27 protein-coding genes are annotated in these 24,655 nt (G+C 53.1%); 20 read left to right on the top strand and 7 right to left on the bottom strand.

All coding sequences use genetic code 11. The features are described from left to right. Positions 1 to 5 precede the first annotated feature (5 nt). The 12 genes from ABLQ08_RS14685 (at position 6) to ABLQ08_RS14740 (ending at position 8,854) form a co-directional block, all read left to right on the top strand. A complete protein-coding gene (locus tag ABLQ08_RS14685) occupies positions 6 to 1,052 on the top strand; it encodes a flagellar hook-associated family protein (protein ID WP_352943573.1) in 1,047 nt (348 codons plus the stop codon). A gap of 48 nt (positions 1,053 to 1,100) precedes the next feature. Further along, positions 1,101 to 1,451, top strand: a complete 351-nt coding sequence (gene flaF / locus ABLQ08_RS14690; protein ID WP_352943574.1) for a flagellar biosynthesis regulator FlaF — start codon at positions 1,101 to 1,103, stop codon at positions 1,449 to 1,451. A 4-nt stretch (positions 1,452 to 1,455) separates the two neighbouring features. Continuing rightward, entirely contained in the window at positions 1,456 to 1,926 is a 471-nt protein-coding gene (flbT, locus tag ABLQ08_RS14695; RefSeq protein WP_352943576.1) for a flagellar biosynthesis repressor FlbT, read from the top strand. 11 nt (positions 1,927 to 1,937) lie between these two features. Further along, complete coding sequence (flgD, locus tag ABLQ08_RS14700) at positions 1,938 to 2,339, top strand: flagellar hook assembly protein FlgD (RefSeq protein ID WP_352943578.1); 402 nt, start codon at positions 1,938 to 1,940, stop codon at positions 2,337 to 2,339. A 31-nt stretch (positions 2,340 to 2,370) separates the two neighbouring features. Next, positions 2,371 to 2,637 (top strand): flagellar biosynthesis protein FliQ, encoded by a 267-nt coding sequence (gene fliQ / locus ABLQ08_RS14705; protein WP_352943580.1) that lies wholly within the window; start codon positions 2,371 to 2,373, stop codon positions 2,635 to 2,637. A gap of 257 nt (positions 2,638 to 2,894) precedes the next feature. After that, entirely contained in the window at positions 2,895 to 4,985 is a 2,091-nt protein-coding gene (flhA, locus tag ABLQ08_RS14710; RefSeq protein ID WP_352943582.1) for a flagellar biosynthesis protein FlhA, read from the top strand. Between the two features lie 38 nt (positions 4,986 to 5,023). Then, positions 5,024 to 5,758 (top strand): flagellar biosynthesis protein FliR, encoded by a 735-nt coding sequence (fliR, locus tag ABLQ08_RS14715; RefSeq protein WP_352944403.1) that lies wholly within the window; start codon positions 5,024 to 5,026, stop codon positions 5,756 to 5,758. A gap of 4 nt (positions 5,759 to 5,762) precedes the next feature. Continuing rightward, positions 5,763 to 6,143: a flagellar biosynthesis protein R gene (locus ABLQ08_RS14720; RefSeq protein ID WP_352943583.1), complete on the top strand. Its 381-nt coding sequence runs from the start codon at positions 5,763 to 5,765 to the stop codon at positions 6,141 to 6,143. 146 nt (positions 6,144 to 6,289) lie between these two features. Beyond that, the gene (locus ABLQ08_RS14725) at positions 6,290 to 6,715 is read left to right on the top strand and encodes a rod-binding protein (RefSeq protein ID WP_352943585.1); all 426 of its coding nucleotides are present in this window, start codon (positions 6,290 to 6,292) and stop codon (positions 6,713 to 6,715) included. After that, positions 6,715 to 7,113 carry a hypothetical protein gene (locus ABLQ08_RS14730; protein ID WP_352943587.1) on the top strand — a complete coding sequence of 133 codons (399 nt, stop codon included), beginning with the start codon at positions 6,715 to 6,717 and terminating at the stop codon, positions 7,111 to 7,113. Before ABLQ08_RS14725 ends, ABLQ08_RS14730 begins: the two co-directional genes overlap by 1 nt. Further along, complete coding sequence (locus ABLQ08_RS14735; RefSeq protein WP_352943589.1) at positions 7,110 to 7,568, top strand: hypothetical protein; 459 nt, start codon at positions 7,110 to 7,112, stop codon at positions 7,566 to 7,568. The genes ABLQ08_RS14730 and ABLQ08_RS14735 overlap by 4 nt, the downstream gene beginning before the upstream one ends. A 317-nt stretch (positions 7,569 to 7,885) precedes the next feature. Next, entirely contained in the window at positions 7,886 to 8,854 is a 969-nt protein-coding gene (locus tag ABLQ08_RS14740) for an isopenicillin N synthase family dioxygenase (protein ID WP_352943591.1), read from the top strand. A 124-nt stretch (positions 8,855 to 8,978) separates the two neighbouring features. On the opposite strand, the gene ABLQ08_RS14745 is transcribed toward ABLQ08_RS14740, so the two are convergent. The 7 genes from ABLQ08_RS14745 to motA all read right to left on the bottom strand — a co-directional run bounded on the left by ABLQ08_RS14745 (position 8,979) and on the right by motA (position 14,498). Next, entirely contained in the window at positions 8,979 to 9,425 is a 447-nt protein-coding gene (locus tag ABLQ08_RS14745) for a hypothetical protein (RefSeq protein WP_352943593.1), read from the bottom strand. Between the two features lie 24 nt (positions 9,426 to 9,449). After that, positions 9,450 to 10,526 carry a flagellar biosynthesis protein FlhB gene (flhB, locus tag ABLQ08_RS14750; RefSeq protein WP_352943595.1) on the bottom strand — a complete coding sequence of 359 codons (1,077 nt, stop codon included), beginning with the start codon at positions 10,524 to 10,526 and terminating at the stop codon, positions 9,450 to 9,452. A 51-nt stretch (positions 10,527 to 10,577) separates the two neighbouring features. Beyond that, positions 10,578 to 11,642, bottom strand: a complete 1,065-nt coding sequence (locus tag ABLQ08_RS14755; protein ID WP_352943597.1) for a flagellar motor switch protein FliG — start codon at positions 11,640 to 11,642, stop codon at positions 10,578 to 10,580. 54 nt (positions 11,643 to 11,696) lie between these two features. Then, complete coding sequence (fliN, locus tag ABLQ08_RS14760) at positions 11,697 to 11,972, bottom strand: flagellar motor switch protein FliN (protein ID WP_352944405.1); 276 nt, start codon at positions 11,970 to 11,972, stop codon at positions 11,697 to 11,699. Positions 11,973 to 12,088: 116 nt separating this feature from the next. Then, complete coding sequence (locus tag ABLQ08_RS14765) at positions 12,089 to 12,655, bottom strand: hypothetical protein (RefSeq protein ID WP_352943599.1); 567 nt, start codon at positions 12,653 to 12,655, stop codon at positions 12,089 to 12,091. Further along, a complete protein-coding gene (locus ABLQ08_RS14770) occupies positions 12,636 to 13,595 on the bottom strand; it encodes a flagellar motor switch protein FliM (protein WP_352943601.1) in 960 nt (319 codons plus the stop codon). Before ABLQ08_RS14770 ends, ABLQ08_RS14765 begins: the two co-directional genes overlap by 20 nt. 3 nt (positions 13,596 to 13,598) lie before the next feature. Continuing rightward, positions 13,599 to 14,498, bottom strand: coding sequence for a flagellar motor stator protein MotA (motA, locus tag ABLQ08_RS14775; RefSeq protein ID WP_352943603.1), 900 nt, complete (start codon positions 14,496 to 14,498; stop codon positions 13,599 to 13,601). 175 nt (positions 14,499 to 14,673) lie between these two features. On the opposite strand from motA, the gene ABLQ08_RS14780 reads away from it, so the two are divergent. The 8 genes from ABLQ08_RS14780 to ABLQ08_RS14815 all read left to right on the top strand — a co-directional run bounded on the left by ABLQ08_RS14780 (position 14,674) and on the right by ABLQ08_RS14815 (position 24,615). Further along, complete coding sequence (locus ABLQ08_RS14780) at positions 14,674 to 15,462, top strand: DUF1217 domain-containing protein (protein WP_352943605.1); 789 nt, start codon at positions 14,674 to 14,676, stop codon at positions 15,460 to 15,462. 3 nt (positions 15,463 to 15,465) lie between these two features. Continuing rightward, a complete protein-coding gene (gene flgF / locus ABLQ08_RS14785) occupies positions 15,466 to 16,197 on the top strand; it encodes a flagellar basal-body rod protein FlgF (protein WP_352943607.1) in 732 nt (243 codons plus the stop codon). Then, positions 16,194 to 17,000, top strand: coding sequence for a hypothetical protein (locus tag ABLQ08_RS14790; protein WP_352943609.1), 807 nt, complete (start codon positions 16,194 to 16,196; stop codon positions 16,998 to 17,000). Before flgF ends, ABLQ08_RS14790 begins: the two co-directional genes overlap by 4 nt. Next, a complete protein-coding gene (locus tag ABLQ08_RS14795; protein WP_352943611.1) occupies positions 16,969 to 18,315 on the top strand; it encodes a FliI/YscN family ATPase in 1,347 nt (448 codons plus the stop codon). The genes ABLQ08_RS14790 and ABLQ08_RS14795 overlap by 32 nt, the downstream gene beginning before the upstream one ends. A 297-nt stretch (positions 18,316 to 18,612) precedes the next feature. After that, on the top strand, positions 18,613 to 19,416 hold the full coding sequence (locus tag ABLQ08_RS14800; RefSeq protein WP_352943613.1) for a response regulator transcription factor: 804 nt from the start codon (positions 18,613 to 18,615) through the stop codon (positions 19,414 to 19,416). Between the two features lie 425 nt (positions 19,417 to 19,841). After that, on the top strand, positions 19,842 to 21,443 hold the full coding sequence (locus ABLQ08_RS14805; RefSeq protein ID WP_352943614.1) for a sensor histidine kinase: 1,602 nt from the start codon (positions 19,842 to 19,844) through the stop codon (positions 21,441 to 21,443). 7 nt (positions 21,444 to 21,450) lie between these two features. Beyond that, positions 21,451 to 23,688 carry a bifunctional diguanylate cyclase/phosphodiesterase gene (locus ABLQ08_RS14810; RefSeq protein WP_352943616.1) on the top strand — a complete coding sequence of 746 codons (2,238 nt, stop codon included), beginning with the start codon at positions 21,451 to 21,453 and terminating at the stop codon, positions 23,686 to 23,688. Between the two features lie 222 nt (positions 23,689 to 23,910). Then, positions 23,911 to 24,615 (top strand): SRPBCC family protein, encoded by a 705-nt coding sequence (locus ABLQ08_RS14815; RefSeq protein ID WP_352943618.1) that lies wholly within the window; start codon positions 23,911 to 23,913, stop codon positions 24,613 to 24,615. The last annotated feature ends 40 nt before the right edge of the window (positions 24,616 to 24,655 follow it).

Consider the following 24,655-nt stretch of genomic DNA (forward strand, 5'->3'; position numbering starts at 1 on the left):
CCGGCATGAAAACCACCTACATCTCAACGATCTCACTTGCGGACGCATCCCGTCGACAAATCATGAGCCAGGCCAGCCAGGTTAACAAACTCAGTGTCGAACTGGCTTCCGGCCGCAAATACGACATCGGGTTGGACCTCGGGACCAAGACCGGCGAAAGCGTTTCTCTGCGTGCGGAGTTTCATTTCCTGAACGGCATTATCGACACCAATGCCCTGACAACCTCCCGGCTGGATGTCAGTCAGGCAGCGATGGGTGATGTTCTTGCTGACGCGCAGGATTTTTTGAAAACGCTTGTCGCTCTTCGGGAGAACGATACCAGCTCGGACATCGTGAAAGCCGATGCGATCGGCAATATGGAATTGCTAACGTCGCGCTTGAACACCCAGCTGAACGGGAGCTTCGTTTTCGCCGGGATCAACTCCGACCAGGAACCGATGGCCGACTATTCGGACCCCGCATCTCCCAACAAGGTTGCCGCGGACGCCGCATTTCTGGCCGAATTTGGCATGACGCAAACCAATCCGGCCGTTTCCACGATCACGCCGGCCGCCATGGACACTTATCTGAACGGTGCTTTCGATGCCATGTTCGCGGACCCTGCCTGGGGGACGAACTGGTCATCAGCCTCAGACAACGCCATGGTTAGCCGGATTTCGGCAAGTGAGACGGTGACGAGTTCCGTGAGTGCCAACGAACAGGCCTTCCGAGACCTGGCGCAGGCCTACACGCTGATGTCCGATCTTGGAAACGAAAATCTCGATCCGGGCACATACAAAGTCGTTATCGACAAGGCGATCGAAAAGCTGGGAACCGGCATCGCCGGTATCACCAGCGAAATGGGCAAGCTCGGCAATGTTCAGGAACAGGTCAAACTGGCGAGCGACCGGCTGAAGGTGCAGACCGACATTCTCAACCAGCGGGTCAATGACCTTGAGAGCGTCAATCTCGAAGAAACCTCGGTTCGTCTGAACACCGCTTTGACCCAGCTGGAGACTACGTATGCGGTGACCGCCCGTATGCAGGGGCTCAGCATTCTCAACTACATCTGAAGACCATAAGCGTCAGATTTTCCACGTAAAACGAACCCTGGAGGGCCCATGTACAACCTGTCATACGCAGAGGTTATGGACGATCTTTGCAGCGATCAGCGGCTCAATGAGCATGAGGCGATGTCGATTGTTCTCGACAAACTGACAGTGGCGAAAGAGACGGGGGTCAAATCGCCTGAAGCCGTGGACGCGTTGTTCTACACCCGTCGACTGTGGAGCTATTTCCTCGAACACCTTGCCGACGATGCCAACGAGTTGCCGATTGAAACAAGAGCAAACCTGATCTCGGTCGGCATATGGGTTCTGAAGGAAGTCGAGGCCTTGCGTCAGTGGGAGCAGCAAGACTTCTCAGACATCATTCAGATCAATGCAATCATCCGCGACAGCCTGGACGGTTAAACATATGAAAATCGGTTTGAAAGCAGGCGAGCGCCTGTTCATCAACGGTGCGGTAATCCGAGCCGAACGCAAGACAAACATCGAACTTTTGAACGATGCGGTGTTTCTGCTGGAGGCGCACGTTCTTCAGCCCGAAGAGGCAACGACTCCCCTGCGTCAACTTTATTTCATTCTGCAGACAATGATCATTGATCCAGTTTCAGCCAGGGCCGCGCAGGACATGTTTCATCTCGTTCTGGGATCGATCAAGGCCGCATTCTCAAACGAAGAAATCCTCAAGCGGCTGGATGATGTGGAAGAACTCGCCAAGACCCAGCGATGGTTTGAAGCAATGAAGGTCGTCCGGGGACTCTACCCGGTCGAAGCTGTCGTGATGGACGCTCAGCAGAACGAGGAAAACACTGCCAGTCCAGCAGTATCCGCATTCCCTGCAGGTGATGAATTTTCTCAACGCCCGCAATTGGCCGTCGTATAAGGAGTAAACCGATGACGAGTGTTGAAGGTGTCGGCGCCGCGCAATCTCAGGGAGCTGGAAATGCTTCCAGCGCACAGCAGCAGCTGACCGTTGATTACGATACGTTCCTGCAGCTCATGATGGCGCAGATGCAAAATCAGGACCCCACCAATCCGATGGATGCCTCGGAGCAGCTGTCTCAGCTCGCAAGCTTCAGCCAAGTTGAGCAGGCTATTCAGACCAACGCGAAACTGGAGACAATGTTGACCAACATGTCCTTCAGCCAGGTTGACGATCTCATCGGAAGAACGGTGACCGACATGAACGGCACAACCGGTAAGGTTGAGCATGTCGAGATCTATTCGGACGGCACGATCCTGGGTCTGGATAACGGCAAGGGAATTCTGCTCGGCCCTGGCGTGAAGATTTCATAGAGCCAACCGGACTAATGCGGACAAGCATTCCATGAATGAAGTTGATGCCCTGGACCTTGTCAGGTCTGCAATCTGGACAATCCTGGTCGGTTCGGCTCCGGCAATCGTGCCGGCGATGGTTGTCGGTATAGGAATTGCCCTGCTACAGGCTCTGACGCAGGTCCAGGAAATCACGCTGACTTTCATTCCGAAAATCGTTGCAATCCTGGTGATGATCGTTATCGCCGGTCCCTTTATCGGCGGCCAGATCTACACTCTTACCTCCTTGATCTACAATCGGATCGAGACGGGTTTCTAGTTCCATTCCAGAAACAGACAAGTGCTGTTCGGGCGGGGTTTTTCATTGAATTGAAAACCCGCCCTCCTGAGTTTTCGCCTACGTGAGTGCATTCGCGAAACTGTGTCTTTCTGCTGCTCTCGACCTGGTTTTTTGCAACTGCAGAACGGAACGCCTCATTTTCCGAGCTGAAGATGTCGTTCGGTCAGTCGCAAAAAGCTTCGCGCAAGCTTGAACAGCGAACTTGCCGAACATCGATCACGCCGCAGAGGGAAGGCATGTCAGACACCTCCATTTCACCGATCGCTACCGGAACGCCCGAAAGCCGCCGCGATGTCGGTTTTGCACTTGGTATCGTTGTCATCCTGGCAGTCTTGTTCCTGCCAATTCCGACCTTCCTGATCGATATCGGCCTCGCCATGTCGATCGCCCTGTCGGTCTTGATCCTGATGGTCGCGCTGTGGATTCAGCGTCCCTTGGATTTTTCCTCCTTTCCGACGGTTCTGCTGATTGCGACCATGTTGCGGTTGTCGCTCAACATCGCGACGACGCGTGTCATTCTGGCCAACGGTTATGAAGGCCTGAACGCAGCCGGTTATGTCATCAACGGTTTCTCGCAATTCGTGATGAGCGGTGACTTCGTTATCGGTCTGATCGTGTTCGCGATCCTGATAACCGTGAACTTCATGGTGATCACGAAGGGTGCGACACGTATTGCTGAAGTCGGCGCGCGCTTCACGCTTGACGCCATACCGGGCAAACAGATGGCAATCGATGCCGATCTCTCGGCAGGCTTGATTGATGAGAAGCAAGCCCAAAGCCGACGCAAGGAGCTGGAAGAGGAAAGTTCCTTCTTCGGCGCCATGGATGGTGCTTCGAAATTCGTGCGCGGAGATGCAGTCGCGGGTCTGATCATCACCGCCGTCAATATTCTAGGTGGTATCATCATTGGTGTAACACGATACGATATGAGTGTTGCCGATGCTGCCGATGTATTCACCAAGCTCTCCGTAGGCGACGGCCTGGTTTCGCAGATTCCTGCGCTCATCGTTTCACTCGCAGCAGGCTTGCTGGTTTCCAAAGGCGGAACGAGGGGATCTGCTGACAAGGCTGTTCTTGGGCAACTGGGTGGTTACCCGCGTGCGCTGTTTGTCGCGGCTATTCTCATGGCAGTGTTCGCGCTGATGCCTGGTCTTCCGATGCTGCCCTTCATGCTTCTTGCCGGCCTGATGGGGTTTATCGGTTACACCATTCCCAGACGGCTTGCTGCACAAAAGAAGGCCGAGGAAGAAAAGCGCAAGGAAGCGGAAGACCAGGCCAAGCTGGAAGAGAAGGATTCAGTCAAGGAGACATTGAAGTCTTCCGAAGTGGAGTTGGTTCTTGGCAAGCAACTCTCCGCCGAATTGTTGACCAAACATGGCGAGCTCTCCCGCAGGGTTGCAAAGATGCGCAGGAAGTTCGCTGAACAGTTCGGATTCGTCGTGCCCGATATACGCGTGACCGATAGTTTGACGCTCGACCCAAAAAGTTACCAGATCAAGATCCATGGAACCATTGTAGCTGCCCAGCAATTGAAAGTCGGTGAGCTGCTGGTCATTCCGACAACAGACGATGCGTTGCCGGTGCCCGCAGACGAAACCAGGGAACCAGCCTTCGGCATGCCAGCTTTCTGGGTCGCACCTGCGTACAAGGATGAGCTGAAGCGGCGTGGTTTGTCTCCGGCGGAGAACATCACGGTGATCCTGACGCATCTCAGCGAAGTGATCCGGAACAACCTGCCGCAACTGCTGTCTTACAAGGACATGCGGATCCTCTTCAATCGGCTGGACAACGAGTACCAGAAGCTTCTCGACGATATCTGCCCGGCACATACGTCATTCTCGGGGTTGCAGGCTGTGCTCAAGCTGTTGCTGGCGGAAAGGGTCTCCATCCGTAATCTGAACCTTATTCTGGAAGCCGTTGCGGAGATCGTCCCCCATGTTCGCCGGTCCGAACAGGTGGTCGAACATGTGCGTATGCGTATCGCGCAGCAGATTTGTGGCGATCTGGCAGAGGGAGGTCCCCTCAAGGTTTTGCGTCTGGGCAATCGCTGGGACCTGGCCTTCCATAATGCATTGAAACGGGATGCAAAGGGCGAGGTGATCGAGTTCGATATCGAGCCGCAACTGGTCGAGGATTTCGGCACACAGATGTCCGAAGCGGTGAAAAAACACATGAAGGAGGGAAGCCGGTTTGCGATGGTGGCTGCTCCCGATGCTCGACCTTACGTTCGAATGATCGTGGAACGCATGTTCCCGACACTGCCGGTCCTGTCGCATCTTGAAATAGCCAGAGGCGTGGATGTTGCAGCCCTGGGAAGTGTCTCGTGATTACAGGCGGGTTGTTTTTCAGCACGTACAGCGCGTCGGTGCTTCTGGCCGTATTTCTTCTTTTCTGCAGGATCGGCGCCTGCCTGATGATAATTCCGGGTTTCGGAAGTAACAGGGTTCCGGTCCGGGTCCGATTGTTCATAGCTTTGGCAGTATCTCTCGCCCTATCTCCGTTGTTGGCGAGCGAGGTTCAGCGGTCATTGCCCGATGAGCAGCTTGCGACCGTTTTCCGGTTTATCGGTGCCGAACTTCTGACGGGAGCTTTCATTGGTTTTCTTGGCCGCGCCTTTCTTGCCGCGCTGGAAACATTGACCACGCTTGTTTCCATGGCAATCGGTATGTCGAACATGCCCGGCATGCCCATAGACGGCACGGACTCGCTACCGCCGGTGGCGAACCTGTTTACGGTGACAGCGACAGCGATGGTGTTCATTACCAATCAGCATTGGGAAATCCTGCGTGGTCTTGTTGCCTCGTATGAAGCGATACCGGCGGGTCACCCACTGGCCGCAGTCAGCAGTCTTGAGCAGTTTGCGAGCCAGATGGCGCAGACGTTCGTTCTGGCACTGCGGGTGTGCAGCCCCTTCGTCGTCTACACGATTGTCATCAATTTGGCCGTGGGGCTTGTCAACAAGCTGACACCTCAGATTCCTGTCTATTTCATCTCGTTGCCGTTTGTGATCGCAGGCGGTCTCTACTTCCTTTACCTCGTCATTGCGGAAGCGATCATGATCTTCCTGGACGGGTATTTCACTTGGCTTCAGGTAGGTTAGTTCGATGGCACGCAACAGTCAGGAAATCGAACGTCTGTTTCGGATGCAGAAGCAGATTTTTCTGTTTTCATCGTGGCTTCTGCAAAAGCTCGATGCTCAGGTTTACCAGCTCAACGAGAAAGAGCGGCGTATTCTGCTCGCCTTGTCGAGCGGAGATCTGGCTCAGCATGACCGGTTCATTGCGAATGCAGCCGAGAGACTGAGGCGGATCATCGAAGAAATGGCGCGCCTCAGCGAGGCGCGCGCCAGAGTGAACTCAGAACACGACAGACAGCGAATGATGCTGAAACTGATGGCGGAGCGTCTTTCCAAAATGCGAGGTGAGGAACAGCGTGCCGAAGAGGAACGCGACCTTCTGGACCTTCTTGAACGGCGATACGGCTAAAAGCGATCGATCTCGCAAGCCTCCCGCAAGCTGAGGCGGTTAGAACCAGTACTGCAAACAAGGTCCGGCAAAAGCTTCCCTGCTTGCCTTGCCCTGTCGTCTGTCGGGCCTTGTTTGCACACAACTTTCAACCAAGGAACTGAGTCATGGCAATTGCGCCTCCTTCCGATCTGATCCTGGATGTGGCCAAGGCTGCCGATCCGGCGAGTCTTCAGCAGGCGACCAGCCGCTTGCGGTCAATTGCCGGCACAGCAACGGGAGAGCGCTTTGATCTTGCATATGCCGGGGCCTCAGGCCAGGCCGACAAGGCCTTTGACAGCTTCAGGGAAACGGCAACGAGCGACGTTGAAATCAAAAAGTCGCCAGCCGAAAAATTCGAGGCGATGATCCTGAGCCAGTTTGTCGAAACCATGCTGCCTGACGATGCAGAAGCGGTATTCGGGGAAGGGGCAACCGGAGAAATCTGGAAGTCCATGATGGCAGAACAGGTTGCCGGACAACTTGCGGCAAGTGGTGGCGTCGGCATTGCAGAACTGATTTCCGGAACACTGAACGAGCGAGCGAAAGCGTAATGGAAACGCGAAACGACCTTGAACTGGTAGTGAACAAGCCTGATCCGCAAGTCTCCGCTCCGCTGACGCTTGCCGTTCGGCGCGCCACCGATGCGATACGGGAAGAGACGCAGGCGCTGCGTGCAAATCCGACAGCGGATCTGAAGGTTTTTGAATATGGAAAGAGCCGGGCGCTGCTCGACCTGACCCGAGCCCGGGCGATGGTTCCGTCGGGTTTGATGCCGGAGCAGCTCAAAGAAGACCTGGCGGAATTCAAGGGCGTACTTCAGGAAAACATCGACCTCTTGAGTCTCCACATGAATGCGGTTTCAGAGGTGGTCGAGATGCTGTCCCGGACAATGATCGACTTCGACAGTGACGGAACCTATCAGGCGCCGTTTCCGGAGCCGTCACGATGATGAAGATCCTGGTAGCCGGCATCTGGATGTCAGCAACCATGCTGGCTTCGGGTTATGGAACAACCCAGTATATCGCTGCGCAAAAGCGGGTTGGAGACGCGAACGAACCAGCGTTTGTCGGGCTGGACTATGAGACCGTCAAACCAGTGAATGTGCCAATGTTGTTTGAAGGGACATTGCAAGGGTATGTCGTCGCCAAACTGGTGTTTACTGCCGACAGCGATGTCCTGCGCCGTCTTCCGGTTCCTCCCCATCCGTTCCTCGTCGATGAAGCCTTCAGGCGGCTCTATTCCGATGACACTCTCGATTTCACCAATCTGGAGCGCTACGACCTGGATGCGTTTACCAAGCACCTGAAGGATCGAACAAATGCGCGCATCGGACAGATTGTCGTGCACGATGTACTTGTTGAGGAGTTCAACTATTTCGACAAGGACGATGTGATTACGCATTAGTCAGAGTCCCTGGAAATATCCCTCTGCCTCCCAGGCCCTGGCGCTTGCTCCCGCAAGCGCCCTTTTTTTGTTTCTCGAGAGATTGTTGAATAAAGCTTCGAACCAAATCCGACTTGCAGAATTTCAAGTGTATCAAATAACAATCAGTAATTCGGAAAGCTTGATATTGTGTAGGCGAGCGGATTAATATTTTCCAATCAAGAACATAATCAGGCAGGAGAAACATTAACTCGAATACATTTGACTGATATTCTATTCTTTGTTTCGATTTAATCAACAAATTCTGGTGAATAACTTAAGTATCAGGAAAAAGGAACATGTCTGGCAAGGGAATCCCTGTAATTGATCTGGATCCGCTTATCTCGAATGCCCCCGGAGGTCTTGAAGCGGTTGCGGAGGACATCGGACATGCGGCCAGAGAGATCGGGTTTTTCTATGTGAAGAACCATGGCATCGATGACGAACTGATCAAGAGAACCTTCGCTGCCGCGCGTGACCTCTTTTCGCAATCTGACGACTTCAAGATGGACCTGACGAAGGGCTTCTTCGAAACCAATCGCGGTTACGTACCAATGGAAGGAGAGAATCTGGATCCGACCAAACCGTCAGACCTGAAGGAAGCCTTTAACATAGGTCTCGACTTGGCTGCAGACGATCCGCGGATCTTGAATGGGGAATCGTTCCGCGCAGTCAATCAATGGCCTGCATTGCATGGCTGGCGGGAAGGTGTGCTTGAGTATTTTGACTCGGCCTGGGATCTCGGGTGCAAGATGCACAAGGCAATCGCCGTTGACTTGGGCGAAGCGCCGGACTTTTTTGAAGACAAACTCGATGCGCCATTGGCAACGCTCAGACTGCTGCACTATCCGCCTCAACCCGAAAATGCCAAGTCAGGGCAGATTGGCGCCGGCGAGCATACAGATTATGGAAACATCACGATCCTGCTATCGGATTCGGTCGGAGGGTTGGAAGTTCGCCGCAGAGATGGCGTTTGGCTGAAGGCACCCAAGATCGACGGCACATTCGTCTGCAACATCGGCGATTGTCTGATGCGTTGGTCGAACGACGTTTACGTATCTACGCCCCACCGCGTAATCAATTCCAGCGGCCTGGAGCGGTATTCGATTGCCTTTTTCCTGGATCCCAACCCGGATGCCATCGTTTCCTGTCTGCGCGGCTGTTTGGCTGGGGGAGGCTCTCCCAAGTACCCGCCTGTTTCCGGGGCAGACTATTTGAAATCCAGACTTGACGCGAGCTACGCAAAACCACGGGCGAAAACTGGTTGAAACCAGATCCCGGTTTCCGCCAGACCGGTAATGTTCCGGGAAAGTTGCCATATCTGACTAAGTGTATGGCACGGAAACAGAAGATTCGTGGATCGCGGGGGCACGAAGGTGAATTGCCGACAACCTATTTCAGGCGTGCGTCCTTCAGTGCAGCGAGCAACAGTTCGGTTTCCTTTTCCTTGTCGCCATCGGCGTCCGGGACTTCGACATAGGAAACGTTGACCGCGTTGTCCGGCCAGGCCAGGACGAGAGTGAAATAGATCCAGGCACCCTTGTTGAAGAATTCCAGGTCCAGTGACACCTTTGGTGTTGTGTCCCATTCCAGCTCGGCACTAGCCGCCATGGAGTATCTCAGGCTGCCTTCCTTGAAGAAAAGTTCGGCCGAGGTCTTGATCAGTTCTTCGATGTTTCCGTGTTGATCAGTGCGAATGTAGGCGACGAAATCGACTACATCCACCAGTTTCAGATCTTCAATAAAATCTGTTAACGCAGCAGCAATCGCGTGCTGGCGCTGCCGGTCACTGTCTATCGAGGATGGTCTGTTTCCACGTTCTTCAGGCAAATCGTGCACTCCTCGGACCTCCAATGCATTAAATTATGCAGTAGTTTTGGCTTGGCGTGAGTACACGTAGCAAATGATTTCTGCAACCGCCCTGTAAAATTCTGGTGGTATCATTCGCTCCAACTCGGTTGCCGCGTAAAGGGAACGTGCCAACTGCCGGTCCTCGATGACTGGAATTCCATTGTTTTCCGCTACTTCCCTGATCTTGAGCGCAATCAGGTCCTGTCCTTTCGCCACTACAACCGGAGCAGGACTGTTGTCACCGTCATAGCGCAGCGCAACGGCAAAGTGTGTCGGGTTGGCGACAACCAGGGTTGCCTGCGGCACCGCCGAAATCATGCGGTTGCGAGCTCGATCGCGGGCAAGTGACTTTTGACGCGCCTTGACGATCGGGTCACCTTCCATCTGCTTGTGCTCGTCCTTGATCTCCTGCTTGCTCATTCGCAGATTTCTGCGCCAGTGAGATCTGGACCAGAGCACGTCAACTGTGACCAGCAGGATCGTGACGATGCAGACACCCGCTATCAGTCTCATGGAGATTTGAAGAATGGCTTCGGGAAGTGCACTCGGGTCAGTAAACATGGCGTTGATCACTTCCGCCTCGTTCGCCCGGAACTGGCCATAGACGATCGCACTGACCGTACCGAACTTGAATACCGCCTTGAGAAATTCCACCAGCCCCTGGGCGCCGAAAATCCTGTTCCAGCCCTTGGCGAGAGACAGTTTTGAAAAGTCTGGTTTGATCCGGTGTAGAACAATACTTGGTGTGTTCTGAAGAAACGCGGACACAAGTCCGGCGACCGAGAGAAGGGCGACGACGGGAGCCATAAACCTGGCGATTTCCAACGAAACCGCATGTGAAAGGAGCAAGGCGTCAGCGTTTGTTCCAAGATCTACTCCACCCGAGATGTCGAGAAGATGGGTCAGCGTGCCTACCAGCTGACGCACTCCTGAAGTTAAAACAAAACCACTTATGAGAAGTGATGCGATGAAGGTTGCAAGTACCGGTGCTTCTCGCGAAACCGGTGTATTGCCTTTCTCGATCGCATCCCGAATTTTCTTTTCGGTGGGTTCTTCTGTTTTTGAGTCCTTGTCTGTTTCTTCTGCCATCGGCTCACCCGAGATGTGGCTTAATAAACCGCCGGATCAAAGCGACATCGATCAGGCAAAAAATGCTCCTTCATCCTGCTTTGGATTCAGTTCGATTTCGCCGCGGCCCGCCATTTCCAGCGCAAGGTTGGTGATCGCACTTCGAGCATCAAGTACATCTCTTTGAGCCGCCGGCTCACCTGCGGCCAGCTCATGTTCGGCAATTCGTCGTGCGCGAGAGGTTAGTGAGGACAGGATGACTTCACGGAACTGTGCATTGGTCCCTTTCAGAGCAAGAACAATCCGATCAGTCGGGATCTGATCGAAAATCGCCATCCGTGTGCGTGCATTGAGATTGATGATGTCGTCAAACGTAAACAGAAGGCCTTTCAGAAGTTCGGCTGTTTTCGGCTTGACCTCGTTCAGGTTCTCCAGGGCATCTTCCATGTGCTCGCGGTCCATCTTGTTGAGGATGTCCGCCATACGAGCATGGGAGTCCGCCTCCAAGGTGCCGGAAAGATTCAGCATGAAGTCTTCATGCATTGTCTTTTCAACATCCCGCATGATTTCCGGAACGACTGCCTTTATCGATAACATTCGCCTGACCAGTTGATTGCGTGTCTTGGCATTGATCTGACCCAGAACCTTTGCCGCTGCACTCGGTTTGATCTTTGTAAGGATCAAGGCAGCCGTTTGCGGATGTTCCTTGAGAAGGTAGTTGGCAAAGACCGTTTCGGAGACCGTGGTCAATCGATCCCAGATGGATCGGTTTGAATTGCCCAGAACATCGGACATGATGTCGGCAAGCTGGTCGTCCGGCAGGACGCCTTCCAGCATTTTTTCAACTTCGTTGGCAGAACCGTAGAGCGTTGTGCCAGTTGAAAACTGGTGTATGAACTCTTCAGCCAGAAGATCCAGCTCTTCCGATGCCACTGTGCCCAATTGTGCAGCGGAAACAGTGATCAGACGTATTTCTTCCTGGTCGAAATGTTGCAACAGGCGCTGTGAACTGGTCTTTCCAAGAGAAAGCAGAAGCGCAGCCACTCTTTGAACGCCGTTCAAACGGCGGGCAGGGGGCGCCGGTGGTTGAGGCAAATTGGCTGCGGGTGCAACTGTTGCAGCGGCTGAACTCGTCATTGTCGCGCGGTCCTAAGAATGCCGGAGTATCGATGGATTGGGATGCGGTTGAAGTCAGGCTTCAACGGCACCTGGCTGGGCACTGATGATCTCGGTGAGAGAGACGCCAAATCGTGAATTGTCGTCTTCAACGACAACGACCTCGCCACGGGCAATCACACGTCCATTGACAACAATGTCGATAGGCTCACCAACTCTGTGGTTGAGCGGAATGACTGCTCCACGCCCCAATTTGAGAAGATTGGAAACCAGCATTGTGGCCGAGCCGAGTACAACCTGAATATTGACCGGAATCCCGAGGATGGTGTCGAGGTTCTTGTCATCCCCCATTGTTCCGTCGGACTGGTCTTTGTCTGGTGCCTCAACCTTGGCAAAGTTGGTGGCATCAGCTGGCTTGGCCTTTGGCCCGGTTTCAGCTGCAACGTGATCGATAATTGTGTCCGACATTACATGCTATCCTTCTGGTTCATGGAGACCGTACGAAACGGGCTTGCAAGTGAATCTTCGATGCGGTGGATGCGAGTAGGGGTTGGTTCTGCTTGCTGACCGTGGTGGATGACCGTCGTGTCAGTCTTTGTTTTCGACCGGACCAGAGCTGGCTTCGGGCTGTCTGACTGTGTATCTTCCGCAAAGATCTCGAAATCGTCGCGTATAGGCGTGAAGCGTTTTGAACTCTCAAGAAGCGCAGTCGCTTTCGACAGCTCCTTCAGTTCGGCGCGAAGCACAGATTGTTGTCGCTTGGCTTCCCTTGTCAGACCATCTATTTCGGCGATCAGGTCCCTGGCATCGTCCATGCGGCTGCCAAGAGCATTGAGGATCTGGGCGCCCTTGACATTGATCTCCTGAATGGAAACCTCGATGCCATCGAGCGCCAGGGCGGTCTGGTCGAATATGCGTTGGTAGTCTTCGTGATAGGTTCCGAGCCGCCGCAACTCGCGGTGCATGGAGACCATTCGGACCGTGGTAGCAACGAGGGCAACCAGCAGGACACCATCAACGATTGCGGAGATCATCGAATAGATCCTTTTCTTCTTCGTGGATGAGTTCGTCGATCTGTAACGTGTAGGAACCGTCGAGCTGTCCGAGCTGACAGGTGAATACGGGCTGTTCGTTGCAGGCGAGGGTGACTGGCGAACGGGCTGTTGCTTGCAGCTCAATGATCTGGCCAACCTGCAAGTCCGAAAGATCTCCGAGCGACATCTCTCGTTCTTCCAAAATGGCTTCCAGCTTTACTTCGGTTCGCTGGATCTCATTGTGGAAGTGTTGGGTCCATTGTTTGTCACGGCCAGACATTTCGCCCGACAGAACTTGGGACAGGCGTTGCCTGAGAGGATTGAGAGTCGAATGCGGCATTACTACGAAAACTTCACCGCCACGTCCTATGGCCTGCTGCAGCAACCTGGCAACAACCGCAGGATTGTTCCGACGACCCACAACCGCGAAATCCATGCGGCTTTCGATCCGTTCGATCTTCAAAGTGGTTTCCGCAATGGGGGCGAAGGATTCGGCCAGTGACTTCGCTGCAAGTTCGAACATCGTTCGCGCGATGCGCGTTTCGATATTGGAGAACGGACGTTCTTCATCGATTGGCGGTTCGGTGCCGTCCGCTCCGAAAAGCACATCGACAAGAGTGAAAATGAAGTCTCGGTCGAAACCGACGAGTACGCGGGCGTCCCACTCTGGAGAATAGAGAACGGCAACGAGGGCGTTGGATTCAAACTCGTCGAGTACGTCGCCTATCCGGTTGTTCTCCACATAACTGACAGAGATGTAGGAAGGCGAAGGAGACTTCTGACGCATCGCGTCCGCCATCAGGCGCGCCATGCGGTCGAACACCACCGGAAGCATCGGTAGACGGTCGACTGAAATCCCTGCCGCATCGAGCAGCCGGTCGGCGATCATCGCCCGTTCGGAGTTTGATGCGTTGGAGCTGGCAGTTGCTGCTTCGATCATGACTTAGGCGGCTCCCTGCAGGTCTTGAACGTTGTCCGCACTTGCGCCGGCTCCGACACTCATGGTTTCGTTCTCGACTTCATCGATGGTCGGCCGGTCGTAGTCGGAAATTGTTTTCCGGCCATGTTCCAGTGCGATTTGGGGATCGGCACCGTTCATGAAGGCCAGCAGGGTTTGCTTGACGACGATGTAGGTCCGCAGCCGGGTCTCGCGGACACTCTTGATCTTTGCGGCGATCGGTCCAAACAGAGAGTACGAGAAAAAGATCCCGACAAAAGTGCCCACGAGAGCTGCACCGATCAAACTGCCGAGCAGTTGAGGTGACTGGTCGATCGCTCCCATTGCCTTGATCACGCCGAGGACGGCGGCAATGATGCCGATTGCCGGCAAGGCGTCTGCGACGCTGCTCATCGCATGATACGGTTTCATCTGGTCCCGGTGTATCGTGTGAAGCTCTTCATCCACCAGGGCTTCGATTTCATGTGCACGGGCATTGCCGACGATGATCAGGCGGAAGTAGTCGCAGATGAAAGTCGTCAGGCTGGCGTTGCGAAGCACCGACGGATACTTCTGAAAAATCGGCGAGGTATTGGGATCTTCGATATGCGGTTCAACCTGGTTGCGACCCTTCGCCCTCAGCTCACGCATCAAACCATAAAGAAGCGCCAGAACGTCCAGGTATTCCCGTTTGTTCGGTACCGCATTGCGCAGAGCATCTGAGACGGCAATGACGGTTCCCTTGATTGTTTTCATCGGATTGGCGACGACGAATGCGCCGATTGCAACACCAAGAATGATAAGAAGTTCCCAGGGTTGCCAAAGTACGGAGACCTTGCCTCCAAGTGCGGCGAAGCCGCCGATGAGGGATGCGCCCGCGATTATCAGGCCAATAAGAATAGTCACCTAACAGCTCCCGACTGGTGATGAATTCAACTGCGATTGGGAAAACGCTAGAGCGCGAGACTTGTCTGAAGCTGACCCGGAAGCGCATCGGCGGAAGCCGTTCTGCGGGTCAGCCTGACGTAAGCTTTAAGCCTGAAAGTTCCTGAAACGGATTCACCCGAACGGGGCTCAGGACATGATCAACACATTGACCCAGGTACAGCTTGTCAGGACCAATATGGAACGGTCTTTGAAGACCGTCGAAGCCGATCCGATGATTGAGCGCCAGACAGAGTATTACAGAGATAACATTCGCAATATCAAGTCGACAGACGACTTTCTGGCAGACGATCGGATCTACAATTACGCGATGACGGCGATGGGCCTGGAAGACATGATCTATGCCAAGGCCTTCATGCGCAAAGTGCTGGAGGAAGGTGTTTCCGAAAACACCTCGTTTGCCAATCAGCTTGCGGATACGAAATACAGGAATTTTGCCGAGGTCTTCAATTTCGAAAGATACGGCTCAACAACAACGTCGTTCTCGAGAACCCAGGAAGAGATTGTCCAGAAGTTTCACCGGCAGACGCTGGAAGTGCGTGAGGGTGAACAGAACCAGGGTGTGCGACTTGCGCTCTATTTTGAAAGAAGAGCGCCCGATATCACCAATGCCTATGACGTTCTTGCAGACAGAGCGCTTGCTGAAACAGTCTATACGGCTCTCGGATTGCCGCAGGCATTTGCCATGTCGGATATCGACAAGCAGGCCACCTATCTGGAGGAGCATCTTGAGTTCGACAAGTTCGGTGATGCTGAATACCTGTCCGAATTCTTGAACAGGTTTTCAGCGCTCTACGACCTTTCTCAAGGTCCGCAGGCGGGAACCTCCCCGACGCTTGCCGTCTTCGGCAATGGCAACGGCATTGTCCAGATGGGCGAAGGTCTTCTTTCCAGCATCCAGAATTTTCGCCTCGGAGGCTTTTGAACCATGCAATCCGCTTTATATGTCGCGTTGTCTGCCCAGGTGGCACTTTCAAACCGACTTGAAACTGTCGCGCGCAACGTTGCGAACATGAATACAGCCGGCTACAGGGCCGACGAGGTCAAGTTTGCTGAACTGATCTCGAAAGCCGGGCAGGATCAGGTGAGTTTTGCGACTGGCGGCGAGATGTACATCTCGCGTCAGGGAGGGAGCCTGAACAAGACCGACAATCCGCTTGATCTGGCAATTGAGGGTGAGGCCTGGTTCGCCATCCGTGACGCAAACGGAAATCTTTCCTACACCAGAGACGGCAGACTGAAGATCTCCGAAGAGGGAGCCCTTCAAACTCTGACCGGACAGCAAATTCTCGGTACGGGCGGACAGCCGATCGCACTTGATCCTGAAGCCGGCTCTCCATTGATTTCGCAATCCGGTGACATCATTCAGGGTGAAAATGGGGTTGTCGGGCAGATCGGTCTGTTCTTGATCCCGAACGAAGCCAAACTCACAAGAAAAGAAAATTCGGCAGTCGTTTCTGATTTGCCCGCAATTCCGGTTCAGGTGTTCGACAAGAACGGCGTTCGGCAGGGATATGTCGAGGGAGCGAACATCAACCCTGTCCGGGAAATGACCAAAATGATCATGATTTCGCGCGCTTTCGAAAGCGCGACAAAGATGATCGACACCAGCAATGAAAGCCAGGAAAAGGCCATTCGCGAACTCGGAGCCACCTCATGACCCCGGTTGAGGCGACCGGTGTGTCGGCACCACCGGGTTCTCATCTGCCGACTTCTGAAGTTTCCTCGAGGGAGAATGCAGCCATCAGTGCACCTTCGGGACGGGGGAACTCGGGCTTTGAGCTCGGTGATTTCATAGATCTGATCAATCCACTTCAGCACATCCCTGGTGTTGCAGAAGTATACCGGTCGATTACGAACGATCAGATATCGGATCAGATTCGAAAATCAGGGAACGCAATTTATGGATTTGCGCTCGGCGGACCGATAGGGCTCGGTGCAATGATGGCCTACAACGCGCTCGGCGACCATTACTACGGTTCCTCCGGTGACAAGACGCAATCAGAAACAGTATTGGCGGCGTCCGAAGGGCCTTCAGCCTCCGACGGGGCTGGAAAGATACCTGTCCCGGAACCCAAACCGGGAACCCATGGGTTTGAAACTCGTGACGAAAGTATGTCTGAAAAGTCGGTCGGAACGACAACGGTTCTGGGCGAAACAATTGCTTCAGCAGGTACCAGAAGCGCACCTCTTGTTCTTCATGAGATTCTGACGGGGACAGGTTCCCAAGATAGGGAAGGTCCGCCTTCGCGAGTAAGCAGTATTTCAGAAGATGCTCGGCAAAGGTCCTCGTCGATTTCGTATGTTGACGAAACTTTGCAGAGCGAAGCTTCTGCGATGTCAATTCCGGACGATGAAGATCTCAGCCGTCTTGCCGGTCACAAATCAAATCACCTTCCTCTGGATGTCTTGAAGGCTTTGCAGGAACGCCATGCCGAACGTACCGCATCTAAACGCACTTGATCAAATTTCGGCGGCGCTAACAGCGCTGGAAACGGAAACTGGTCCGGTAAAACTCAGTGGACGCGTGACTCAGGTTTCGGCCGAGTCGATCAGAGTTTCCGGATTGTCTCGTGTTGTCTGCCTTGGCGATCTGGTCGAGTTCGAGGGCAAGGCGGGGATCCGGCAAGGTGAAATTATCCGCCTGGATCAGAAAGATGTGGTCATTAAACCGCTCGAACGTGTCACGGATATTGGAATAGGAAGCATCGCGTCAGTAACGGGCGGTCTTGCTATTCATCCCGACATGAGTTGGCGCGGCAGGATCGTCAATGCGTTGGGCGAGCCGATTGATGAGCTGGGGCCGCTCAATCATGGCGTAGAAGCCTTTCTGCTCGATCGAGCGCCGCCTCCTGCAATGAACCGTGAGAAGATTTCAGAAGGTGTAAGGACCGGGGTGAAGGTCATTGATCTGTTTACACCCCTTTGCGTCGGTCAACGCGTTGGAGTTTTTGCGGGTTCCGGCGTGGGCAAGTCTACATTGCTCGGTATGCTGGCGGGGTTTGGGGACTTTGACACGGTCGTTGTGGGCCTGGTTGGAGAACGCGGACGCGAAGTTCGTGAATTCATTGACGATATTCTTGGAGAAACCTTGTCGAACTCCGTCGTCGTTGCTTCGACCGGGGACGAAAGCGCCATGCAGCGGCGTTTGGCTCCGAAAACCGCGATGAGTGTTGCCGAGTATTTTCGCGCTCATGGGCATAGCGTATTGCTGATACTGGATTCCGCGACCCGCTTTGCTCATGCCGCCCGTGACGTTGCTCTTGCGGCAGGGGAGCCTCCTGTTGCCCGTGGGTATCCGCCGAGTGTTTTCGCGGATCTTGCACGGCTGATTGAACGAGCTGGGCCAGGATGTGCCGGTGAAGGTTCGATCACCGGCATCTTTTCCGTTCTTGTCGACGGAGACGATCACAACGATCCCGTCTCAGACACAATCAGAGGGCTTCTTGATGGCCATGTCGTGCTGGACCGGCAGATTGCCGAAGCGGGACGCTATCCACCCGTAAATGTTCTGAGGTCAACGTCTCGACTTGCGAACCGTGCCTGGACTGCAGAGCAGCAGGAGTTGATACACAGGATCAAAGGTTTGATTTCCCAGTTTGAAGATACCAAGGACCTCAGGATGATGGGGGGCTTTCAGACTTCTGGGGACGAGCAACTGGAAAAAGCCTGTCTTTTGGTTCCCAGAATTTATGAAGCCATGCGCCAGCGTGCTGATCAGGTTCAACCAGCTGATCCTTTTGCGGAATTGGCGCAAGCGCTTTCCTATTCTTCGTAAACCATTCAAAGATTTCTTAGTAAAAGTGTACAAATATCGCTTTTTCAAGCGATGTTTTTCGTATATACCTCGTTTTCAATATCTCGGAATTAGCAGAAATCAGCCGAATTCGAAATTTTAATAAATTTTTCTCTCAGTTTATTCTCAATAACATTGTTTTTTTATTTAGATTGAAGTGTGGATATATGAATTATCGATACTTTAAATCTCAAAATAGATTTCAGATCAGGGAAGAAATATTGACCTAAAGCTCCAGCAATTCTACGGATTGATCATTGATAAATCCAAGGGGCTAATATGTTTATCATCGTAGACACAAGGGAAATAGTGACCGCGGGCTATGCCTCGGCATTTGAGCGTGAAGGATATGCTTCACTTGAACTTCACCCGTCCGAACTCAAGGATTGGCTGGAAATAACCTGCGCGCAGGATTTGGGATCGGTTGATGCGATCCTGCTCGGCGAATGCGAGGAGCGCATTGGTTTTGTTGCTCCCATACGAAGCCGTTGTCCGGAAGCGCAGATTGTAGCTTTGGAAGACAACTCCAGCCTGGATAGCACGCTCGGTCTGTTTTCCGCCGGCGTGGATGATGTTTTGAAGAAGCCGATCCATGTTCGTGAAATTATCGCGAGAGTAGGCGCATTCAGACGTCGGATCTCGGCGAGGAACACTTCGGCCGGAACCGGAGAGATTGAAGTGTTCTTTGATGGGCGTGATCCGATGATCGGCGGAGATGTTATGGAGTTGCCTCGCCGCGAACGCCGGATTCTCGAATATCTTGTCAAGAATAAAGGACGCCGGGTGACCAAGACGCAGATTTTCAACGCAGTGTATGGCGTGATGAACGATGGCGTCGATGAATGTGTTGTCGAGAGTCATATTTCAAAGCTGCGCAAGAAACTGCGAAACAGATTGGGTTTCGATGTGATCGAGTCGACCAGGTACATCGGTTACATGCTGAAAGACGGTTCGATGCCAAAACAGAAGTCAACCGACACTCGTCGACCCGTACAGGCATCACAGGCTAAGCAGCAGCCGATCGAACTCGGAACAGGCTGTGTTGACAACAAGAAGCCTTATCTTTCGGTCGTCGGTGCCTGAGTGTTACTTCGAGAAATGAATGTTTGTGCCGGTTAAGTACCTTTTGAAGGTTCGGCGGAGCGGACTGGAATGGATTATCACCAGGGATATTTGCATGAGGCAAAGCCGCCCGTCATCACCAGGAACAATTCAACTGAAGTTGCTAATGCAACTGCTTTTCGACCGGCTCAATTTACAATTGATTTTTATGAAATATTTAGAAAACTCCCTCACAATCCGCTCCTGATCCTTGGGGCGGGATTCGGCTGAATATCACGAGCTGTAAACCGCGCATGCCAAGGACCTTCAAACGTCCTTGAACTGATTGTTCAGGGCACAGGTTGTGGTTGACCGCGGATATTTGCCTTAAGGTGAGCAGGCGAAGATTCTGCGGATTTGCATTATTACCGGAAACGGGATCGTTCTCGTAGGTAGAGGTGGGTATCTTGAGTCTAAGCGGCAGTGCGTCGTTGCCATATACTCCGAAAGAGATGGGCCGGGCCAGCCTGTCACGAACCTTCATTCTCTATACGCTTGGTTTGTTTGCTCTTCTTGGGCTGATCTTTATTGGGATTCTTACAAAGATAACCTGGGACGCCTCGCATGCCCGTGCGATCCGAGTAACAGAAGCATTTTTTCAGGCGACCAAACGTCCCTTTGAAAGAGCGATCTGGACCGTGAATGCGGATGCCACTCTGCAACTTATTCGAGGGCTGGAGAGTCTGGAGGTCGTGGAGCGCGTCTGGGTTGAAACGCCTGATACCGGAAACTTCGGTGAGCCGATTACAGGTCCGCGTCAATCAGAAGCGCTTACCTACTCACTGAATTCTCCGAGTGCTGTTCTGCATAAGGATGCTATCGGTCAGGTCTATATCTTGATCGACCGGAACACCATTTCGTATGAGATCGCTTCGACTGTCGGGTTCATCGTCACTGCAATCATCATCTATTTGCTCTTGCTGGCGATTGTTATCAGAGCCGTGTTCAAGCGGCTGATAGGCCGTCCTCTTTCGACGATTGTGAATTACCTGTCCACGCCCAGGCTTATCGAAGATCCTCCAAAGGCAGAGCTTATGCCGGGGCGTGTAGACGAAATCGGAATTCTGTCTGCGAGCTTGCAGTCGATGGTTCAGCGACGGCATCTGGATTTGCAGAAGATCCAGGAATACCAGACGAACCTGGAGGATCTGGTTGCGCATCGCACCGAGCAGCTGAAACTGGTTCAGGAGGAACTTATTCAGGCAGATAATCTTGCAGCTCTCGGGGCGCTTGTTGCGGGCGTTTCACACGAATTGAACACGCCGCTCGGGAACGCGTTGATGGCTGCGACGACCATCAAGGATTCTACGGAATATCTGCAAACCGAACTGGAACAGCAGAGCCTGAGCAAAGAAGCTCTGGAGAATGAAGTTCAACGCATTACGGACACTGCGAATATCATCGAGAAGACGCTCGGAAGGGCAAGGGATCTTGTCGGAAACTTCCGTCAGGTTGCGGTTGACCGTCAGAGCGAAAAAAAGCGCTCGTTCAATTTCGATCATATTATCCGCGAAACGCTGGCCACCTTGCAGCCAACCTTGAAGAAAACTTCGTTTGATGTGGAGTTGGACCTGAACGCCGACGAGGTTGTGGACAGCTATCCGGGCGCCTTAAGCCAATTGGTTTCGAATTTCGTGGAAAATGCAATGAAGCATGGTTACGAAGGGCGAAGTGAAGGCAAGATACGGCTCTCGTCGCGCGTGGTGGAATCAGCAGAGCGAGACCCGTCTGGAGCAGCGAATACCAAAATCGTATTCAGCTGCAGAGACTACGGGGTTGGAATTCCGGAAAAGAATTTGAAGAAGGTCTTTGAACCTTTCTTCACAACGAAGTTTGGAAAAGGTGGATCGGGTCTGGGGATGGCAATTTGCTACCAATTGGTCACAGAGGCCCTGAACGGCTCGATCTCCGTCACATCCAAGGTTGGCTCCGGAACCGAGTTTACGATCGAGATTCCCATGGAAACTCCGGTAAAGGCCGAAGCTGCGATCAGAAAGAAGGCGCATTGAGATGGTAATGGACTTTCTTGCCCCCTCTCATGCCGAGGTGAAAAAGAGCACGAAAGCTCCCTGGAAAATTCTCGTCGTTGATGATGATCCGGACGTTCACGACGTCACCAAGATAGCTGTTGCCGGCTGCCAGTTCGAAGATCGCGCGTTCGAACTTGTCCATGCTCTTTCTGCACAAGAAGCGCGGCAGATTCTGAGCGAAACTGATGACATTGCAGTTGCTCTGGTCGACGTGGTCATGGAGAGTGACACTGCCGGGCTAGGGCTGGTGAGATGGATCAGATCGGAACTGGGCAATCATTTCACGCGTCTGATCTTGAGGACCGGGCAACCCGGTTACGCGCCCCAGACCGATGTCATCATGAAGTTTGACATCGACGGCTACACTGAGAAAGCCGAATTATCGCGAACGAAACTGATCACAGCCATCGTGACTGCGTTGCGCGGATACAAGCTGGTCATGTCCTTGGAGACAAACCGTCGGAAACTGCAGCAACTGAACACACATTTTGCAGCGATTGTTGAAAAAAATGCCTTGAGCGAATTTGCTTCGACCGTACTGAAGCATTTTGATGATCTTGTTGGCCATCCGGTCGACTGCCTGTTGTGTGGACTTGAATCCCTGCCGGAATACGGAAGTATCGACAGGTCCAAGATAAGAGTGCTGGCCGCAACCGGAAATTTTGAGGACAAGATAGATCTTCCGATCGATCTCGTGGGTGATGATGTCATTCGCAAATCGATCAATGAATGCATCGAAAGTCATGAGACCTGTTCGACAACTCACGGTGTTGCCTTGCCGCTTATCACGCGGAATGGAATGGCTGGCGCCCTATATCTCGGGATTCCGGAAAAGACACTTGAAGAACTCATCGGATCCGAGGTGGTGCAGTTATTCGTTTCAAACGTTGCGCTGGGGTATGAAAAAACAGGTCTGCTCGAGCACATTCGCAATCTGGCTTATGTTGATCGTGTAACCGGCCTTTCAACCTTTTCCGGCTTCATCGAGTCCTTTCAGCGCAATTCTTCCCAGCACACGTCGCTTCTGGTCGTTCATTCGGAAATTCAACGCTTCAGGGTTATCGTTGATGGCATCGGAGACGAAAAAGCTGGTGCCGTCCTTCGCAAGACGGGGCACCGCCTGTCGCAGACATTTCCCGATGCGCTGACCATTGCGAGAAAAGAAAAGGACGAGTTCCTCATTCTTCTGAAGGGCGGTGAAGAAAACAATATTCAGGATGTCGTTACGCGGGTCGAGGAAGCGTTTCACGACCCGATTACGATTGACGACAATCAGATCACTTTGCGGCTGAGGCTCGGTTTCTCCACGCGAGAGAACGACAAGCAGGGGGCTGAAGAGACCATCAGGTTTGCGTCCATCGCTTTGAACGATGTCAGACAGAAAGGTTTGACCAATCACGCGGTCTTCCATCCCCTGATGCAGGAAGCAGCGTTCGAGCGGTTGCGTCTGGCGTCTCTGCTCACTGGCACGACCAATCAAACCGAATTTTCCGTTCACTACCAGCCTATCATGAAGGCCCGGGACGAGAGTATCGCCTCTTTTGAAGCTCTTATGCGGTTTAGAACCCCGGGCGGTAGCTATCTGAATACTGCACGCATGATCGAGGCTGCGGAAGCAAGTGGATTGATCTCGGAGATTGGGGCCTGGATGTTCAAGTCCGCCTTTTCCGAATTTGTACAAATGCAAGGACTTGCGGAAAACGCCCGTCTGAACGTCAATCTTTCACCCAGACAGGTTCAGTCCAACCGAATTTACAAGGATATCGAAGAGGCGGTCTCTACCGCAAATCTGCCGTTGAGCCGCCTGGTCTTTGAAGTCACGGAAGGGCTTTTCATCAGCAATGATCAGATTACAGTATCATTGTTGAGCTGGCTTCGCAGCAAGGGTGCTAAAGTGGTTATCGACGACTTCGGTACCGGATATTCTTCTTTCAGCTATCTGCGGAAATTGCCGGTCGACGGAATCAAGATTGATCGCAGCTTCATCATGAATATGGATCAGGACAGTGATGCGCTCGCGGTCGTGAAGTCAATCATCGCGGTGGCACAAGCATTGGACCTCAGCATCACGGCTGAAGGTGTGGAAACTGAAGCCCAGAAAAACATCATGCGGGAACTTCAGTGTGATTACCTGCAGGGATACCACTATGCCAAGCCACTCAGCAGTGCTGAGATACAGGGCTTTATCCAAATTGCCAACAAGTCGGGTGAACGCCCCGGCTGAGTCTGCTGACCGCATGTTTCCCACTAAGCGAACGCTCGGCGCTTGACACAGCAAGTGGCGATGCGAAGCTCTATTCTTAGGTCGAAGCAATTTAAGCGATTGAAATTTTGTACGAACCACGCTCTCATAGCGGGAACGTGATTTGTATGCGCGCGCTTTAGAGGAGAGCGTCGTCTGACAATTCGCCGGATTGTGGTGAAGGATGACTTGGGGAGAAAACAAATGGACATGAACGGCTCCCACCGGATACCGGCCAAGAGGGAAACTGTTTGGGACGCGCTGAACAATCCGGAAATTCTGCAAGCCTGTATTCCTGGCTGCGAAAGCCTCGACAAGACTTCCGAAACAGAAATGACTGCGGCGGTCACGTCCAAGATCGGACCCGTCAAGGCGAAGTTTAAGGGGTCCGTTACCCTGGAGAACATCAATCCGCCAGAGAGCTATACTATCAGTGGGGAAGGCAAGGGCGGAGTAGCCGGGTTTGCCAAAGGTTCGGCAGATGTCAAGTTGACCGAAGACGGCAATGAAACGGTTCTGACATATGAAGCCAAGGCCCAGGTCGGTGGCAAACTCGCTCAGTTGGGCAGCCGGTTGATCGATTCCACTGCCAAGAAGATGGCTGAAGACTTTTTTACAAAGTTTACGGAAATGGTCGGCGGGGAAATTGAACCAGCGGCGGCTGCTGAACCGGTCACAGACGAGCTTGATGCCGGGGTTGCGGAGGAAGCCAAGCGCATCGCAATCGAAGAAGCGCCTGGCGAAGTCATGCATGCCATAGAAGAAGCGGAACACGTGGTCGAAGAAACCTTCCACAAGGCGGAAGAAAACCTTGAAGCAGCTGCCGGAAGGAACGCGTTTGGTGGACCGATGGTTTGGGGTTTGATCCTGCTGGCGGCGCTGATCGTCGTTCTTGCAATAGCAAGTTGATTGGGCGCTGCCGAGTTGGACAAGATTTGGTCCTGACGAA

Source organism: Roseibium sp. SCP14 (genome assembly GCF_040329475.1).
Classification (GTDB): Bacteria; Pseudomonadota; Alphaproteobacteria; order Rhizobiales; family Stappiaceae; genus Roseibium.